Source organism: Litoreibacter sp. GN1-5 (assembly GCF_055693805.1).
Genome location: NZ_JBVFUP010000001.1, coordinates 2956737 through 2973787 on the forward strand (window position 1 = coordinate 2956737; position 17051 = coordinate 2973787).

19 protein-coding genes are annotated in these 17051 nt (G+C 51.0%); 16 read left to right on the forward strand and 3 right to left on the reverse strand.

Features of this window, described 5'->3' with window-relative positions:
- Window positions 1–123 precede the first annotated feature (123 nt).
- The 6 genes from ACZ1HF_RS14760 (at window position 124) to ACZ1HF_RS14785 (ending at window position 5545) form a co-directional block, all read left to right on the forward strand.
- Window positions 124–705: a cytochrome c oxidase assembly protein gene (locus ACZ1HF_RS14760; RefSeq protein WP_472658225.1), complete on the forward strand. Its 582-nt coding sequence runs from the start codon at window positions 124–126 to the stop codon at window positions 703–705.
- A 19-nt stretch (window positions 706–724) separates the two neighbouring features.
- Window positions 725–1525 (forward strand): cytochrome c oxidase subunit 3, encoded by an 801-nt coding sequence (locus ACZ1HF_RS14765; protein WP_472658226.1) that lies wholly within the window; start codon window positions 725–727, stop codon window positions 1523–1525.
- Between the two features lie 99 nt (window positions 1526–1624).
- Entirely contained in the window at window positions 1625–2299 is a 675-nt protein-coding gene (locus ACZ1HF_RS14770) for an SURF1 family protein (RefSeq protein WP_472658227.1), read from the forward strand.
- A 14-nt stretch (window positions 2300–2313) separates the two neighbouring features.
- A complete protein-coding gene (thrC, locus tag ACZ1HF_RS14775) occupies window positions 2314–3702 on the forward strand; it encodes a threonine synthase (protein WP_472658228.1) in 1389 nt (462 codons plus the stop codon).
- The gene (locus ACZ1HF_RS14780) at window positions 3699–4961 is read left to right on the forward strand and encodes a M16 family metallopeptidase (RefSeq protein WP_472658229.1); all 1263 of its coding nucleotides are present in this window, start codon (window positions 3699–3701) and stop codon (window positions 4959–4961) included. The genes thrC and ACZ1HF_RS14780 overlap by 4 nt, the downstream gene beginning before the upstream one ends.
- Window positions 4961–5545, forward strand: coding sequence for a GNAT family N-acetyltransferase (locus tag ACZ1HF_RS14785; protein WP_472658230.1), 585 nt, complete (start codon window positions 4961–4963; stop codon window positions 5543–5545). Before ACZ1HF_RS14780 ends, ACZ1HF_RS14785 begins: the two co-directional genes overlap by 1 nt.
- Window positions 5546–5554: 9 nt before the next feature.
- On the opposite strand, the gene ACZ1HF_RS14790 is transcribed toward ACZ1HF_RS14785, so the two are convergent.
- Window positions 5555–6196, reverse strand: a complete 642-nt coding sequence (locus tag ACZ1HF_RS14790; RefSeq protein WP_472658231.1) for a flagellar hook capping FlgD N-terminal domain-containing protein — start codon at window positions 6194–6196, stop codon at window positions 5555–5557.
- A 16-nt stretch (window positions 6197–6212) separates the two neighbouring features.
- Window positions 6213–7847 (reverse strand): flagellar hook-length control protein FliK, encoded by a 1635-nt coding sequence (locus tag ACZ1HF_RS14795; protein WP_472659059.1) that lies wholly within the window; start codon window positions 7845–7847, stop codon window positions 6213–6215.
- 91 nt (window positions 7848–7938) lie between these two features.
- Here ACZ1HF_RS14795 and ACZ1HF_RS14800 point away from each other — a divergent pair, with 91 nt between their 5' ends.
- The 6 genes from ACZ1HF_RS14800 to ACZ1HF_RS14825 all read left to right on the forward strand — a co-directional run bounded on the left by ACZ1HF_RS14800 (window position 7939) and on the right by ACZ1HF_RS14825 (window position 11739).
- Window positions 7939–8211 carry a rod-binding protein gene (locus tag ACZ1HF_RS14800; protein ID WP_472658232.1) on the forward strand — a complete coding sequence of 91 codons (273 nt, stop codon included), beginning with the start codon at window positions 7939–7941 and terminating at the stop codon, window positions 8209–8211.
- A 1-nt stretch (window position 8212) separates the two neighbouring features.
- Window positions 8213–8569, forward strand: coding sequence for a hypothetical protein (locus ACZ1HF_RS14805; protein WP_472658233.1), 357 nt, complete (start codon window positions 8213–8215; stop codon window positions 8567–8569).
- Window positions 8570–8783: 214 nt separating this feature from the next.
- Entirely contained in the window at window positions 8784–10076 is a 1293-nt protein-coding gene (locus ACZ1HF_RS14810) for a flagellin N-terminal helical domain-containing protein (RefSeq protein ID WP_472658234.1), read from the forward strand.
- A gap of 78 nt (window positions 10077–10154) precedes the next feature.
- Complete coding sequence (flaF, locus tag ACZ1HF_RS14815; protein ID WP_472658235.1) at window positions 10155–10532, forward strand: flagellar biosynthesis regulator FlaF; 378 nt, start codon at window positions 10155–10157, stop codon at window positions 10530–10532.
- Window positions 10529–10930, forward strand: coding sequence for a flagellar biosynthesis repressor FlbT (gene flbT, locus ACZ1HF_RS14820; RefSeq protein ID WP_472658236.1), 402 nt, complete (start codon window positions 10529–10531; stop codon window positions 10928–10930). The genes flaF and flbT overlap by 4 nt, the downstream gene beginning before the upstream one ends.
- A complete protein-coding gene (locus ACZ1HF_RS14825; protein WP_472658237.1) occupies window positions 10927–11739 on the forward strand; it encodes a DUF1217 domain-containing protein in 813 nt (270 codons plus the stop codon). The genes flbT and ACZ1HF_RS14825 overlap by 4 nt, the downstream gene beginning before the upstream one ends.
- A gap of 15 nt (window positions 11740–11754) precedes the next feature.
- On the opposite strand, the gene ACZ1HF_RS14830 is transcribed toward ACZ1HF_RS14825, so the two are convergent.
- The gene (locus ACZ1HF_RS14830) at window positions 11755–12975 is read right to left on the reverse strand and encodes an acyl-CoA dehydrogenase (protein WP_472658238.1); all 1221 of its coding nucleotides are present in this window, start codon (window positions 12973–12975) and stop codon (window positions 11755–11757) included.
- A gap of 112 nt (window positions 12976–13087) precedes the next feature.
- Between ACZ1HF_RS14830 and ACZ1HF_RS14835 the strand changes: the two genes are divergently transcribed.
- The 4 genes from ACZ1HF_RS14835 (at window position 13088) to ACZ1HF_RS14850 (ending at window position 17045) form a co-directional block, all read left to right on the forward strand.
- A complete protein-coding gene (locus tag ACZ1HF_RS14835) occupies window positions 13088–13999 on the forward strand; it encodes an AAA family ATPase (protein WP_472658239.1) in 912 nt (303 codons plus the stop codon).
- 57 nt (window positions 14000–14056) lie between these two features.
- The gene (locus ACZ1HF_RS14840; RefSeq protein ID WP_472658240.1) at window positions 14057–15307 is read left to right on the forward strand and encodes a vWA domain-containing protein; all 1251 of its coding nucleotides are present in this window, start codon (window positions 14057–14059) and stop codon (window positions 15305–15307) included.
- A 306-nt stretch (window positions 15308–15613) separates the two neighbouring features.
- Window positions 15614–16357 (forward strand): IspD/TarI family cytidylyltransferase, encoded by a 744-nt coding sequence (locus tag ACZ1HF_RS14845; RefSeq protein ID WP_472658241.1) that lies wholly within the window; start codon window positions 15614–15616, stop codon window positions 16355–16357.
- Window positions 16350–17045 (forward strand): SDR family NAD(P)-dependent oxidoreductase, encoded by a 696-nt coding sequence (locus ACZ1HF_RS14850; RefSeq protein ID WP_472658242.1) that lies wholly within the window; start codon window positions 16350–16352, stop codon window positions 17043–17045. The genes ACZ1HF_RS14845 and ACZ1HF_RS14850 overlap by 8 nt, the downstream gene beginning before the upstream one ends.
- The last annotated feature ends 6 nt before the right edge of the window (window positions 17046–17051 follow it).

The window sequence follows — 17051 nt, forward strand, 5'->3', positions numbered from 1 at the left end:
GTTGTTAGGGTTTGTCGCCATCGTCTTCGGCTTGACGATCGTTAAAATTTCAAACGGTGCGTCTTTGGAAGCCTATGATCATAGCGTTCGTCCTTCCATCACGACGAGCGGGGAGGGTAACTGATGTTCAAACATCTTGACCCGAAGCATCGCACGCTTGCCATGTTAGTTGCTATGGTCACAACGATGGGTGCATTGGCCTTTGCTTCTGTTCCTCTTTATGACTGGTTCTGCCGCGTGACAGGATATGGCGGCACGACTCTGGAAGCCGAGGCCGAGTCAGATGTGATCCTCGACCAGACCATAAAAATCCGCTTTGATGGCTCTCTTGACAGCGGGATGGCGTGGCAATTCAAACCAATGCAGCGCGAAATGGAAGTGCGTATTGGTGAGACCGGATTGGCCTTTTATGAGGCCTATAACCCCACCGACCGGCCTATTGCTGGTTCTGCCAGTTATAACGTCTTTCCATTTACGGCTGGTGGTTTCTTCGTCAAAATTGCCTGTTTCTGCTTCGAAGAACAGGTGCTGCAACCGGGTGAGCGGGTTCAGATGCCGGTGACTTTCTATGTCGACCCCGATATTGTGAATGACCCTGACGGGAAGTTTGCTGAGAATATCACACTCAGCTATACGTTTTATGAAATTGACCTGCCGGAAGCGCAGGCCGCGTTGGACGTAAAGTCCGATACAGATATCAACTAAGTCCGAACGAGGGACCGCAATGGCGCACGCAAAAAACCACGATTACCATATTCTGCCCCCATCCATTAACCCACTTCTTGGCGCGCTGGGCGGTTTCATCATGCTCTCCGGTGCAGTTTTGTGGTTCCATGACAACGGACCATGGGGCTTTCTGATTGGCTTGGCCCTTGTGCTTTATGTCATGTTCAGCTGGTGGTCCGAGATGGTCGAAGAAAGCCAGGTCGGCGACCACACCCCTGTCGTGCGGATCGGCCTGCGCTATGGTTTCATCTTCTTTATCATGTCTGAGGTGATGTTCTTCGTCGCCTGGTTCTGGTCTTTCTTCAAACATGCCATGTACCCAATGGGCCCCGATAGCCCCGGTATTGACGGGCAGTGGCCGCCCGCAGGGATCGAGACCTTCGATCCATGGCATTTGCCACTGATTAACACCTTGATCCTGCTATGCTCTGGTGCGGCGGCAACTTGGGCACACCATGCTCTGGTTCATGAAAACAACCGTAAAGACCTGAAAAACGGGCTTATCTTGGCAATCGTTTTGGGTGTGATTTTCACGGCTTTCCAAGCCTATGAGTATAGCCATGCAGCCTTTGGTTTCTCGGGCAATATCTACGGGGCCAACTTTTTCATGGCGACTGGCTTCCATGGTTTCCATGTTATTATCGGGACAATCTTTCTCGCTGTCTGTTTGATCCGTGTTTATAAAGGTCACTTTACCCCTGAAAAGCATGTAGGGTTTGAGGCCGCCGCTTGGTACTGGCACTTTGTTGATGTGGTCTGGTTGTTCCTTTTCGCAGCTATTTATATCTGGGGTGGCTAGATTTTTCTGAAGACCCTATGCCTCTAACCGGGGTATTTGAGCCAAAGAATTACTATGCGCGGGGGGTCAGAGCCTCGCGCATTTTACTTGGAGAAAGTGATGTCGCAACGAATGATCCTGCCTTTGCTTTTTGGCGTGATCGGGTGTGGGATTCTGATTGCTCTTGGAACATGGCAGGTGCAGCGGCTTGACTGGAAACAAAGGATACTTGCCGATATAGACGCCAAAATCTCTGCGCCTCCAGGCTCATTACCTGCGGAAATTGATCAGCAGCGTGACAAATACCTGCCGATTGTTGTCGAAGGCTTCTTGGGCCCTCAAATGATCAGAGTCCTCGTCAGCCAAAAACGCATCGGCGCAGGATACCGTATCATCAGCCCGTTTGATGTTGGCGGTCGCGTTATTATGGTTGATCGCGGTATTGTTGCGATTGATGGCCAACCTCGGAACGATATATCCGAAAAGGTCAGTGTCATCGGTAATCTGCATTGGCCGGAAGAGATCGACAGTTTCACCCCGGAACCCGATCTTGAGAAGAACATATGGTTTGCCCGCGATATCGATAGAATGGCGGCACATCTGAAAACTGAGCCTGTATTATTGGTGATGCGTGAGCCATCTTTTGATGACGCCCCTATCCGCCCCGTACCTGTTGGTCGTGAAGGTATTCCAAATGACCATTTGCAATACGCAATTACCTGGTTCTCGCTTGCTGCGATATGGTTGGGGATGACAGTCTATTTGCTTTGGCGTATCAGGCAACGAACCGTCTGAAGGAAGACACTTGCATGCGTTATATTTCTACCCGTGGTAAAGCTCCGACCCTGAGCTTTGAAGAGGCTATGCTAAGCGGCCTTGCCCGTGATGGTGGGCTGTATTTACCCGAGACGATTCTGACGCTCAGCCCGGACGATATCCGCGCTATGCGGGGGAAAACCTATGAAGATATTGCCTTCACAGTGATGCGCCCCTTTATCGGCGATACGTTCACGGATAAAGAATTTCGCCAGATTATTGAGGACGCCTATTCAGTTTTCGGTCACGCCGCCCGTGCGCCATTGGTGCAAATTGGAAGAAACCATTTTCTGCTGGAACTGTTTCACGGTCCCACGCTCGCTTTCAAGGATTTTGCAATGCAGTTGATCGGTCAGTTGTTCCAGAAAGCGCTGGCGCGATCGGGCAAACGGGTGACGATCGTGGGCGCAACGTCCGGTGATACAGGATCTGCCGCAATCGAAGCGTTCCGCGGGCTGGACTCGGTTGATGTATTCATCTTGTTTCCTGACGGCCGGGTATCTGATGTGCAACGGCGCCAGATGACAACGCCTATAGAAAGCAATGTCCATGCGCTGGCGGTTGAGGGGGATTTCGACACCTGTCAGGCGACCCTCAAGGATATGTTCAACGATTTTGACTTCCGCGACGGTGTGCGGTTGGCAGGTGTGAATTCAATCAACTGGGCACGGGTCTTGGCGCAGGTCGTGTATTACTTCTCTTCCGCCGTGTCGTTGGGTGCGCCGGATCGCAAGGTCAGCTTCACTGTACCAACAGGGAATTTCGGCGATATCTTTGCAGGCTATATTGCCAAGAGCATGGGCTTACCCATTGAAAAGCTGGTGATCGCAACCAACCAAAACGACATCCTGCACCGGACATTACAAACCGGGGCCTATACCAAGGACGGCGTGCTCCCATCGATCAGCCCGTCGATGGACATTCAGGTCAGCTCGAACTTCGAGCGTGCCTTGTTCATGGCTTATGATGGCGACGGTGCTGCGGTGGCAACACAAATGTATGATCTCAAGACCAAGGGCAGCTTTGATATATCGCAGGGGGCCATTCAATCCTTGCGCGAAACCTACACCTCTGGCCGCGTGAGTGAGGCAGAAACCTCTGCTATGATCACGCGAGCGCAGGCTGAAATGGGCGAACTTCTCTGCCCTCATTCTGCTGTTGGTGTGAAGGTTGCCCTTGATTATCAGGGCATCACACCCATGATTACGCTGGCCACGGCACATCCTGCAAAATTCCCCGCAGCGGTAGAAAAAGCCTCTGGTCAACACCCTGCATTACCAACCCGAATGGCTGATCTGTTCGACCGACCTGAACGCATGACCCATGTGGCGGGCGATGTCGCTGCCATTCAAAATATCATCCGTGAAAGGATCACCGCTTGACTGAACGTCTGCACACTCTGCCAAATGGCTTTCGTATTGTGACTGAAAATATGCCGGGGCTGGAAAGCGCGTCCATCGGGATATGGGTCAGTGCGGGTGGTCGGCACGAACGGCTGGAGCAAAATGGGATCGCCCATTTCCTTGAGCATATGGCTTTTAAGGGTACAAAGCGGCGCAGCGCCTTGCAAATCGCCGAAGAGATTGAAGATGTTGGCGGCTATATCAATGCCTACACCTCGCGCGAGGTTACGGCCTATTACACCCGCGTGCTAAAAGATGATGTCGCGCTTGGTTTGGATGTCATTGCCGATATTTTGCGCAATCCGGTTTTTGATCCGCGCGAGATTGAGGTGGAGCGTGGCGTGATCTTGCAGGAAATTGGTCAATCCTTGGATACCCCTGACGACGTGGTTTTCGACTGGCTGCAAGAGGCCGCTTATCCAAGTCAACCTATTGGGCGAACGATCCTTGGTCCGTCTGAGCGGGTTTCCAGTTTCTCGCGTGATGATCTGGCAGGGTTTGTCTCTGAGCATTATGGCGCTGATCAGTTGATCCTGTCTGCTGCCGGTGCTGTCGATCATGACGCATTGGTTCGTATGGCCGAAGATCTGTTTGGGGATATGGCATCATCTACGTCGCGCCACGCTGATGCAGCGCAGTTTGCCAGTGGTGAGCGACGCGAGATCAAAAAACTTGAGCAGGCCCATTTTACTCTGGCACTGGAAGCCCCCGGATATTTGCACGATGATTTTTACACAGCGCAAATTTTTGCCACAGCCTTTGGCGGTGGCATGTCTTCGCGGCTGTTCCAAGAAGTGCGTGAAAAGCGAGGTCTCTGCTATTCGATTTTCGCGCAGATCGGCGCTTATTCAGATACCGGCATGTTGACGATCTATGCTGGCACTTCGGGTGATGACATTGCCGGACTGGCAGATATTACGGTGGATGAGCTTAGGCGTGCCGCTGATGATATGAGTGACGCTGAAGTGTCCCGTGCGCGGGCACAGATGAAGGCGGGTTTGCTGATCGGGCTGGAAAGCCCCTCGAACCGTGCAGAACGTCTGGCACGGCTATTGGGTATCTGGGGCCGTGTTCCGGCATTGTCTGAGACGATTGAAAAGATTGATACGGTCGATGTAGCGCAGGTGCGTGCCTATGCACAGGCTTTGGCAAGCAATGGTCAGGCTGCAATGGCGCTTTATGGACCCGTGGCCAAGGCGCGCGATCTGGATCAGGTTACACGGAGACTCGCCGCCTGATGCTGACCCGCAAACGAAAGGTCCGGATCGAGACGGAACGGATGACCCTGCGCCTACCGCAGCACAGCGATTATCGGGAATGGGCTGCGTTACGTGCCGACAGCATCGAGTTTCTGACCCCGTGGGAACCGAGCTGGGCTTCGGACCACTTGACCCGTAAAAGTTTCACCAACCGGGTCTATTGGGCGCAGCGGTCGCTCAACAATGGCAATGCTGTACCAGTTTTTCTGGAACGTCGTGCGGATGGGGGGCTTTTGGGGGCCATAACCTTGGACAATATCCGCCGCGGCCCGTCGCAAGCTGGCACGCTTGGCTATTGGATCGGGCAAGCGCATACGCGCCAAGGCTATATGCGCGAGGCTATTCTGGCTATTGTCCATTACGCGTTCACCACGTTGGATTTAAGCCGTATCGAGGCTGCGTGTCTGCCGGAAAACGCTGCATCTCGCGGTGTGCTGGAGAAGTCCGGTTTCAAATATGAAGGCGTTGCGCAAAGTTATCTGCAAATCAACGGTCGCTGGCGCAATCATGTCCTTTACGCGAACCTGCGCGGGGACAGGCGTGGAAAGACTGAGGCAGGGTGAAGTAGTTACCTACCTCAGACCAGTCACCATATTTGATGGGTAAATCGCACCACCTTCCAACACGACAACCGCTGTTCCGTTGACATTCCGAACCTCGGAAACGGTTGCGATGATGTCTGGTGTGTGAACGTCGATCAGTTCTTCATTCGAGAAGGCTTCCACCGAGAACGTGTAACTGCCCGTTGGAAATGGGTCGCCGTTATCGTCAACACCGGCCCATTGTATTGGATCATCAGAGACAGGAATATTTAAGCGCTGCACTTCTGTTCCGGTCGAATCTTGCACCACAAGTTGCACGGTTTCAGAAAATGTCGGCGGATTTGGAATGATTTCTACAGGTTTTCCGTCAAAATTGGCAGGCACTGCAAGGCGTGCATCCATGCCAACCCACGCAGCCATATCACCAAGGTTGGATGTGACAAGCTGACTGCTGAGCGCACCCAGAAGGTCATTGGTTTTAACCTGCTGCTCGACGCCGGAAAATGTTGCAAGCTGTGTTGCAAAATCCTGTGCATCCAACGGGTTCAACGGGTCCTGATTTTCCATTTGTGCCGTCAGCATTTTCAAGAACGTCTCAAAATCCGAATTAATAACGGATTTTGACTCGACGCTTGTCTGGGGTGTTGTGTTTAAACTGTTTGCAATTTCCATTCTGGTCTCGCTCTGTTCATAATCTAAGGTCCATGCCTTGATCCGTTGTGATTCGGGCCGGTGTTTTGGCTTCAAGTGGTTCGATCATTTGTTCGAAATTACCATCATCCAACGCCGTCATACGCCACGTGTTCGAATTCTTCTTCTGATCATGGAATTCAAAATCAGTGCCGGAATATCCCAACTCGCCCAATTGCTGCGATAATTGATCCGAGTTACGGCGCAGCAGTTCCAGCGTTTCTGGTCTCTCGGCATAAATTGTGACCATCATGCCTGTATCTCGGGTGGCCAGAACCAGACGCACACTTCCCAATTCCTCAGGGTCTAGGCGAATATCGATCTCGCCTGTTTGTGACGTATGGACCATCTGCGAAATCTGATAGGCAACCTGCTGTGGCACCGAAGGTGCTGCAGTTGCTACGGATCCACTGGATTGCAGCACGTTACTACGCCCTAACTCCATCACGGGAAAAAGGTCTGGTTCGTTAATCTGCGTATTGATGAGCGGGTCAGGAGTTTGTGCAACTGGCAGCTCCGGCATCACCATCATAGGCGCGGGATTTGTATTTTGAGCGATTTTGGGCGCCGTTTGTTTTTCTATAACTGTATGACTGGGCGCTGCCTGAGATTGATCAGTAAGGTTTGGTATGCGTTTTAGTTGCGCTAGTTCGCGCAAATTGAAATCAGGCGTTTCAGGCAGGGATTGAGTTGACGGCTTCTGAAGGACCAGTTGGTTGTCTGTCGTCCTTGGCGCGGTCTGTTCTGTAAAATGCGGTGTGTTTGCTTCTTCTACTGGCTGAGTGAAGGACCGAGTCACTTTCAACTCCGGTTTTGTATGTAGTGCAGTTGGTGGGGGAAGGATTGCGGCGGTATGTGTTGGTTTCTCGGGCAATAATTTGACATCAGGTAGACCGGGTTTATCCGCGATGACCACCGGTGGTGTTTTTAAATTTTCTGTTGTGCTTTGCTCGCTGGGCGGCTGAACTGTTGGAACTGCTGCTTCTGCTTGAAAGCCCGTTTGCAAGTCTGCTGGCTGAACACTCCCTACCGGTGAAGCAGGTTTGGTTGGGGTAAATACATCAACATTCACACCCTCGACATCAGGTATGAACCTAATTGGTTCGGGCGCAATTGGTCCGACCGGGGATTTTACAATTGGTGTTACATCTTCAGCCTGATTGCTATCAGTATTGATATAGCCTTTCTGGGAATTTTCCTGCGCGTCAAACTTGATATGAAGTTCTTTAACCGGAATGACGGGCTCCTGCCTGTGATCAATAGTCGATACAATGGTGTCAGAAGTATCAGAGGTGTCTGGTGTGGGCCGATCTTCTTGATCTTTCTCAGGCTCAAGCGTCGCGGTCTCATCTGGAGACGCCTGAAGGGGCTGCGCTTCTGTAGCCTGCGTCAGAATATCTGAAATAGTGGACGCCACTGCACTTACAGTAGCGGGATTTCGTACAATTACTGGTTTTACAGAAACCTCTGCCGGTTCTGTGAGTTGCGCAACCGCCTCTTGCCCCTCAAAAATTAGGTCAAAGTTTTTTTGCCCGACAATTGGAAGGTCCGAAACCCTTGCGCCCGAAATAGCATGTTGTGCTGCCTGCGCTTGCGGAAAAATCCGCTGAATTATGTCTGATAAATCCTTCATCAACTGTGACTATGCGGGCCACTAGTTACCACTTCTTTACCCGAACATGATCCAACGGAAAAAAATCGATATATTTTGAAGGAGTTTGAACATGATCCAAACGGTATCCACTTCATCCCCTGGCCCAACGGTCAATACTACACACGATCAGGAGCTACGTCATATTGCGGAAGATTTGGAGGCCACGTTTTTGGCTGAGATGCTGAAATCCGCAGGTTTTGGTAAAGCGCGCGAAAGCTTCGGTGGCGGGGTCGGAGAAGAACAGTTCTCTTCCTTTTTGTTGCAAAACCATGCGAAAGCAATTGTCAAAAGTGGCGGTATTGGTCTAGCAGAACAGCTTTTTAATTCATTGAAGGCGCGCTGAGATGTTTGGCCGTTATCAAAGGCTGGATCGGGCCATTGCCAAAATATTGGCCGAAGAGCGCCAGATATTGCTGAGCGGGTCTTTGGGTGATCTTCATAAGCTTTTACCGCGTAAAGAAGAGCTGTTTCAACGGATCACGCACAGACCAGATTTATTCGCGCCCAAGGATTTGGCTGAGATCAGGCGAACGGCACAACAAAATCAGGCAATTTATGAGGCCGCTCTTGCAGGTTTGAAATCAGTATCGGCACGTATAAAATCTTTGTCCGATGCGCAGGCCGGGCTGTCAACATATGAAAATAATTACCAGAGATACAAAACAGTTCCCGTTACCGGTGCTTTAGAACGCAAGGCCTGACTACGGTGAATTTGATTAAACTTGTTCTGTTTTTGCCTTGCACGATTAGGCTTCTTTTAAGGGTTACGAGGTCTTTTAACAGGGCACACCGCAGACCGGCGTGGCGCAAGATCCAAGATGAAGCGGATCGCGCAAGTGTCAGAATGACCGACCATATGCTTTCGGGCAAAACTGAAAACAACGTCAAAGACGTTTGTCTTAAAGGAATCAAAATATGTCCAGTATTCTGACTAACAACAGCGCAATGGTTGCGTTGCAAACTCTTAAAAGCATCAATTCTGATCTATCGAAAACACAGGCGGAAATCGCAACTGGTAAATCGGTTGGGTCAGCCAAGGATAATTCGGCGCTATGGGCGATCTCCAAAGTAATGGAATCTGATGTGCAGGGTTTTCAGGCGATTTCGGAAAGCTTGTCTTTGGGGCAGTCAACTGTTGCAGTGGCTCGTCAAGGTGCGGAAACCGTCACTGATTTGCTGACTGATATCAAAAGCAAGATTGTGGCGTCGCAAGAAGACAATGTCGACCGCTCGAAGATCCAGACAGACATCGAAGCATTGACGGCTCAAATCACATCTGTTGTTGGCGCAGCCCAATTCAACGGATTAAACTTGCTGGATGGATCTCAAGCTGGCTTTAACAGCAATGGTGATGTCGGCGTCGATGTTCTTGCCTCGCTTGACCGATCTGCGGATGGCGGTGTTTCTGCAGGATCTATCGGGGTAGAGTCGAAGAACCTGTCTCTGACAGCTGGTACGACACTTGCTGCGGGGGCTGCAAATGTTGGGACTGACACCGGTACAGCAGGTGTTATTGATGCAAGTAACGGTGGTACAACGGACGAGATTGTTGTCGATACCTTTGCATTCCTAGATGCTGCAGGTGGCGCGACTGGCACAGCAGCAGCGAAAGCCAGCACGGCAGGTCTGGACACGAGTGTAGATACAGGCCTTGTCGTTGGTGATCAACTGACATTGGCCGTGGGGAATGCTAAAGGCGCTTATACGGTACGTGAAGGTGATACTGCCGAAGCGGTTGTGGCCGGCCTGAAAGGTGCGCTTCAATCTGCAGGTATTTCTGATACCAACTTTACAATCGATATTGATACCAATGCCGCTCAACTTCGAATTGTAAATGAAACGAATGAAGATGTGGCGTTCTCACTTAGTGCAACACGTGGCTCCGGCGGCCTTGCAGGGCTTTCAACAATTGATGTGACAACTGCTGATGGGGCTGCAACTGCACTTGGCGCGGTTGAAGGTCTGATCCAGAATTCAATTGATGCCGCATCATCCTTTGGGTCTGTTCAGGGTCGCATCGAAATCCAGTCAGAGTTTGTTGGCAAACTGTCGGACTCTCTGAAGTCGGGTATCGGTACTTTGGTCGACGCGGATATGGAAGAAGCCTCAGCGCGTTTGCAGGCTCTTCAGGTTCAGCAGCAGCTTGGCGTTCAGGCCCTGTCCATCGCCAACCAGGCGCCGCAGAGTATCCTTTCGCTCTTCCGGTAGTAAAATCAATGAGGGCACCCTGAATGGGGTGCCCTTACACCAGAAGATATGACTCGCATCCATTTGAAAGGCAGACCCTTGAACGTATCGTACCAGGCACAGACTGCCTACGCCAAGCATAACACCAGTATCCGGACTGATCGCGGTCTTGAATATGAAGCTTTTGCAGATATCACGCGCCGACTGAAAGCTTTTGGCCAAGGTGAAAACAGAAATTTTTCTCAGCTTGTGCAGGCCTTACACGACAATCGTAAACTCTGGATCTTGCTTGCAACTTCAGTTGCGGACCCGGAAAACAAGCTGCCGCAAATGCTGAGGGCCCAAATATTTTATCTCGCAGAATTCAGCGATCAGCATACAAGCAAAGTTCTCTCAGAAACCGAGACCGTCGATGCGCTTGTTGATTTGAACCTGTCTATGATGCGTGGTTTGCAACCCAAAGGAACAGCATCATGAGCGGTCTGGTTCTGAAATTAAGCCCGAAGGAACGTGTGTTGATCAATGGCGCTGTCATTGAAAACGGCGACAAGCGTAGCAAGCTGAACATTCTGACACGAAATGCCAATATATTGCGCCTTCGTGACGCGATCCACCCAGAGGACGTACAGACGCCGGTTCGACGCGTTTGCTATATTATGCAGCTTATCCTGTCTGGTGATGCCGACCCGGATGAAGCGCGCCTTCAGGTCTTGCGCGGTCTCGAACAACTTAGTCAGGTCTTTAAGGACGTGGACAGCCGCGGGATTATTGAGACGACGACATCTCATATTGTGGCAGAGCGGTTTTATCCTGCTTTGAAATCCTTGCGTAGCTTGCTTGCGCGAGAAGAAAGGTTGATGGCAGCAAAACCATGAATTTCCAACCCGTCCTTCCATTCTCGGACTTGCTTGGTTGGCGTTTTTTGGAACGGACCGCCGAGGCGCAGAAAGAGGCTTTGTCGAATTCTGCGCTCATCAAACGCAACACAGACCAATTCAGGGAAAAGATCGGATCTATTGAATCTGCTGAAGCGCTGGTGTCTGATCGTGCCATGCTTGAGGTTGCCCTTGGTGCTTTTGGGCTGGAAGCTGACATCAACAACAAATTTTTCATTCAGAAAATTTTGGAAGATGGCTCAACCAGTCAGGATGCATTGGCCAACCGCCTAGCCGATAAGCGCTATCTGGAATTTTCTCGGGCATTTGGGTTTGGCGAAGGGGAGGTAACACAGACAAAACTGGGCAGCTTTGCCGATAATATCATCATAGCCTATCAGGATCGTAGCTTTGAAGTCGCTGTCGGAGAGCAGGATACAAATCTAAGGCTCGCGCTCGGTCTTGAAAGAGACCTTACTGAGCTTGCAGATCGTAGTGCAACAAACGACACGAAATGGTTTAGCATTTTGGGAACCCCACCGTTGCGTAGCGTCTTTGAAGGAGCATTTGGTTTACCCTCATCTTTTGCAACTTTGCCAATCGACAAGCAGCTTGAGACAATGAAAACGCGGGCCAGATCGGCTTTTGGAAGCGATGATTTCAATCAGTTCGCCTCTGCCGAGGCCCGTGAAGATCTGACAAGACAATTCCTGCTGCGCGCAGAGTTATCTGTAAGCAATACGACTTCAAGCGGGTCCATCGCGCTTTCGTTGTTGCAATCTATAAGCCCGCCCGGGCTTAGGATATGATCTTCTACTGCATCTTTAGAAAAATGCCTGCAAACCAGTGATCGAACGGCCAATGATCAGGGCATGAATGTCATGGGTGCCTTCATAGGTATTTACGGTCTCCAGATTCAGCATGTGGCGCATGATCTGGTAATCTTCCTGTATACCGTTGCCCCCATGCATGTCGCGTGACGCGCGCGCAATATCCAAGGCTTTGCCGCAATTGTTGCGCTTAACGATGGAAATCATTTCTGGCGCAGCGTGTCCTTGATCCATAAGGCGACCGACGCGCAGGCTCGCCTGAAGCCCAAGCGACGTTTCGGTCAGCATATCTGCAAGCTTCTTTTGGTAAAGCTGTGTTTGGGCCAGCGGCTTGTTGAACTGCTTGCGGTCGAGGCCGTATTGCCTAGCGGCCTCCATACAGAATTCTGCGGCACCCATAACACCCCAAGAGATGCCATATCGGGCGCGGTTGAGACAGCCAAAGGGACCTTTGAGACCCTCGACACCAGGCAAAAGCGCGTCTTCGGAAACTGCCACGTCTTTTATGACAACCTCACCCGTGGTGGAGGCGCGCAGGCTGAGCTTGCCATCAATTTTCGGCGCAGACAGTCCATCCATGCCCTTATCAAGAACAAATCCACGTATCTTGCCGTTATGCGCTTCGGACTTAGCCCAGATGACGAATACGTCGGCGAAAGGCGCGTTGGATATCCATGTTTTCGACCCGTTCAACACATAACCTGCATCGGTCTTCTTCGCTATTGTCTTCATTCCGGCGGGATCAGAGCCCGCATCAGGTTCGGTCAACCCAAAGCAGCCGATCAGATCACCCGAGCACAATCCCGGCAGGTATTTCTGACGTTGGTCTTCAGAGCCGTAAGCGTAGATCGGGTAGATCACGAGGCTCGACTGAACGGACATCATCGAGCGGTAGCCACTATCTACCCGCTCAATTTCGCGCGCGATCAGGCCGTAAGTGATGTAAGAGGCCCCCAATCCGCCGTATTCTTCAGGAATTGTAACACCCAAAAGACCTGCATTGCCCATTGCCTTGAAGAGACCCGGATCAGCGGTCTCGTCACGATAGGCGGCGATGACCTTGGGTGCTAACGTGGTCTCGGCGAAACTACGTGCTGCATCGCGCAGCATGCGTTCATCCTCGCTAAGCTGAGTCTCCATTCGGAAGGGATCTTCCCAATCGAAACGAGCCATATCGGGTGCGTCTTTGGATTTGATTGGCGCGGTTACGTTCATGTGGGATCCTCCTTGAGCACTAATCTATATTGGGGCTTGGGCGGTGGCAATCCGGATAGATGCCTTGACGCGCCTGCGCGTAGGTGCAGCTATAGGCGTTGGAGGAATTCACATGACCACCCTGCCCACATCCATTGACGAAACTGTTGCGCTGCTGGAGGCGCAGAATTACGTTTGCTCGCGGGCGTTGGCAACGGTGGTGTTCCTGTCTTTAAAACTGGGCCGGCCGGTGTTTCTTGAAGGTGAGGCAGGGGTTGGAAAGACTGAGATTGCCAAAGCTATCGCAGCGGCTTTGGGTAGGCGATTGATCCGATTGCAATGCTATGAGGGCTTGGATGCATCAAGCGCAGTCTATGAGTGGAATTTCGCAGCACAAATGGTAGCTATTAGAACTGCAGAGGCGGATGGTTCTGCGGATAAGGAAGTGTTGCAGCGCGAGCTGTTCTCGGATGATTATCTGATTGCACGTCCGCTGTTAGAAGCGATGCAGCCACAGAACGGCGGTCCACCAGTGTTGTTGATAGACGAGCTAGATCGAACCGATGAGCCGTTTGAAGCGTTTTTGCTGGAGGCGTTGAGCGATTTTCAGGTGACAATTCCAGAGTTGGGGACGATTAAGGCGGCAGAGCCGCCGATCGTAATCCTGACCTCAAACAGGACACGGGAAGTACACGATGCATTAAAGCGGCGCTGCCTCTATCATTGGGTAGATTACCCCAATTTCGAGCGGGAGATGGAAATCTTGCAGGCCCGTGTGCCTGAGGCGCAAGAGGTTCTGTCACGTGAGATTGTTGCTTTTGTACAGAAGCTGCGGACAGAAGATTTGTTCAAGAAACCCGGCGTGGCCGAAACGATTGATTGGGCGAAATGTCTGCTGGCGCTGGATGTTATGACGATGAGCCCCGAAGTGATTGCTGATACGCTGGGGGCAATTTTGAAGTATCAGGATGATATTCAGAAGATCCAGGGCTCAGAAGCCAAGAAGCTTCTGGACGAAGTCCGGGCGGAACTGGCGGAGCCGTGATCCTATCGTCTCTCCATAAAAACTCCGGAGGTTTGGCGGCTGAGCTCCCAAAGACTGATGGCTGAATACCTTACTTTGGATATCCCGGAAGACGGCAAGCTTGCGACCAATATCACATGGTTCGCACGGGCTTTGCGCACGGCTGGATTACCAGTAGGACCTGGCCGGGTGATTGACGCGATACGGGCGGTAGAGGTCGCCGGATTTTCGCATCGGGAAGATTTTTACCATACGCTTCAGGCGTGTTTCGTCTCACGACCGGAACATCGGGCAGTGTTTGCTCAGATCTTTCGGCTTTATTGGCGCGATCCTCGGTATCTGGAGCATATGATTTCGATGCTAACTCCGGCGATCCGGGGCGTTCAGGAAGACCAAAAAGCCAAGCCGGCCGAGAAACGTGCGGCGGAGGCGTTGCTGGAGGGTGTTGACCGAGAACTTTCTCAAGAGGAAAGCGCAGAGGATACGACTCAGATCGAGATTGATGCGTCTCGAACGATGTCTGCGGAAGAGCGGCTCCGGTCACTGGATTTTGAGCAGATGAGCAATGCCGAGATGGCTGAAGCAAAGCGAATGCTTGCTAAGTTACGATTGCCGATCAAGCCGTTGCGGTCCCGTCGGGCACAGCCAAGCTCGGTTGGTAAGCTGGTTGATTGGCGGAACACGCTTCGTAAATCCATGCGTTACGGTGGGGAGATGCGCGATTTTTCTGCTAAAAATCATGGGGTTCGGTGGCCCAATCTAGTGGCGATTTGCGATATTTCGGGTTCCATGAGCCAGTATTCACGCGCGGTTTTGCATTTTCTGCATGCGGTCAGCAATGAAAAGGGCGCAGGCTGGGCGCAGGTCTACGCGTTTACCTTTGGAACAAGGCTTACCAATATTACGCGCCATCTGAAGCAGCGTGATGTGGATGCAGCACTGGCTGCGGCAGGTCATGAGGCGCAGGATTGGGAGGGCGGCACCAGGATTGGGGCATGTCTACACGCATTTAATCGTGACTGGTCGCGTAGAGTACTGGGGCAAGGTGCCGTCGTGCTTTTGATTACGGATGGGCTCGACCGTGACGATCCGGATATGTTGTCACATGAAATGCGCCGCCTGCATCTGAGTGCCAAACGCATCATATGGTTGAATCCGCTGTTACGCTGGGATGAGTTTGCGCCAAAGGCCAAGGGTATAGCTGCTATGTTGCCCCATGTGGACAGTTTCCGGTCTGGGCATAATATCGTATCTTTGGAAGCCTTGGTTGATGCCCTTGGTCAACGCGACGATATGGGAGAGAAAGCACGCCTTATGGCGATGCTCTGAAGAGTGGTATTTCATAAAATATGAATTAGCTTCAATAGCTTATTGAGAAAATGGCACTTTGTAGCGCTCAAGGAAACAGTGTCTTCGAGCGCTTTGCATTGATCACCTTCAGAAATCATTTTACATTGATGTTACAATTACATAGATATGCACGTTAGTTCAGATGAAAGTCTTGGTGGGCGTAGATAGAACAGATCAACTTGGATTATTGGCGCTTTGAAACGCATTTTCATCTGCGATATTAATTCGTGGCCTTTTGTAATCATTCATTAACCACCTTCTGCCAAACCTTTTGGTATTCTAGGTGTGAAACGCGCTCTTTCTCCAAAATTAGGAAAGAAAAATATGGGGTCAAACGAAGATCAATTGGTTTCATTGTTGCTGTTGTCGGCAGGTGTTGGTGCGCGCTCAATGCATCATGAACCCAAACAATTCTACGAGCTTTCTGGTCATCCGATGATTGCGTATTCGCTCATTGCGGCAGTGCGCTCCAAGAAGTTTGCGGAGATCATTGTGAACTTCCCTAAAGGCTATGAAGATCGCACGCGCGAAATTCTCAAATCTTATTGCGGTACTCTGCCGTTCAAGGTGGTTGAAGGCGGCAAAACCCGGCAATCCAGTGTGCGAAAACTGGTCGAAGCGGCGAGCTATGATGTCGTCGTGTTACATGAAGCGGCGCGGCCATTTGTTGGGCCGAAGATGTTCAAGACGCTAATTGAGTGTGAGCACGAGAACGCAAGCTATTGTTTCCCGATAAACTTTTCCATGTGCCGAGCTGATCCCAAATCCGGCTTAATCCTTAAGGGTGTATCGCGGGAAAAAGTGCTCGATATTCAGCTTCCGCAGAAATTCAAGCGTGAAACGCTTCTTGCGGCACATGAAAGTGCCAAAAAGAAAAAGGCGAAGTTCAATGAGGATGCGGTATTGTGCGTAAAACATGCCAATGCTGCAGTTATGTCACTACGAGGGGAAAGCAAGAATATAAAAGTGACTAGTAAAGAGGATTTTATAATTGCAGAACAATTGATGGGTGAAAGAAATCATGACTGATACGATATTACTTACTGGTGCTTCACGCGGAATTGGGCGGGCAACAGCGCAGCTTTTGGCAAAACGTGAAGCTATTATTGTCCTTGTTGCAAGGGCGTCAGATGATTTTGATGAGCTCGTCGAAGAATTACGCGTCATCAACGATGGTGCCACAATAATAAAGATATGCGCTGATCTGTCTGACCCGAAAGCTTGCGATGCGATTTTCGATGAGTTGGATGAAAAAGGACTGCAGCTTACGACGCTGATCAATAATGCAGGTTTCACGAAGCCAGCGTCGATCAATGAGATCAAGTTGAACGATTTCGAGACAACAATTCGCGTCAATCTGTTCAGCCCCTTCAAACTGGTTCAGAACGCAATTGTCCGGGGCCATCCGCTGCGCAAGATCGTTAATATTGCCTCTACCGCCGGGATCAATGGAAGGGCTGGCTGGCTCACATATTCTTCGTCAAAAGCAGCTATCATAAATATGTCTGAAGTATTGCGCGAAGAACTCCGACCTTACGGGATTGATGTGGTCTGTTTGTCGCCAGGGCGATGCGCAACAGATTTACGCAAGACATTAGCCCCCGATGAAGATCCGACCACAATCATGCAACCTGAAGAGGTTGCGAATGTGATAGATCTGATGACGTCGGCTACGGGTGAATTGTTGCATTCTCAAAATCTGGTTGTACGGACCTGACAGTGC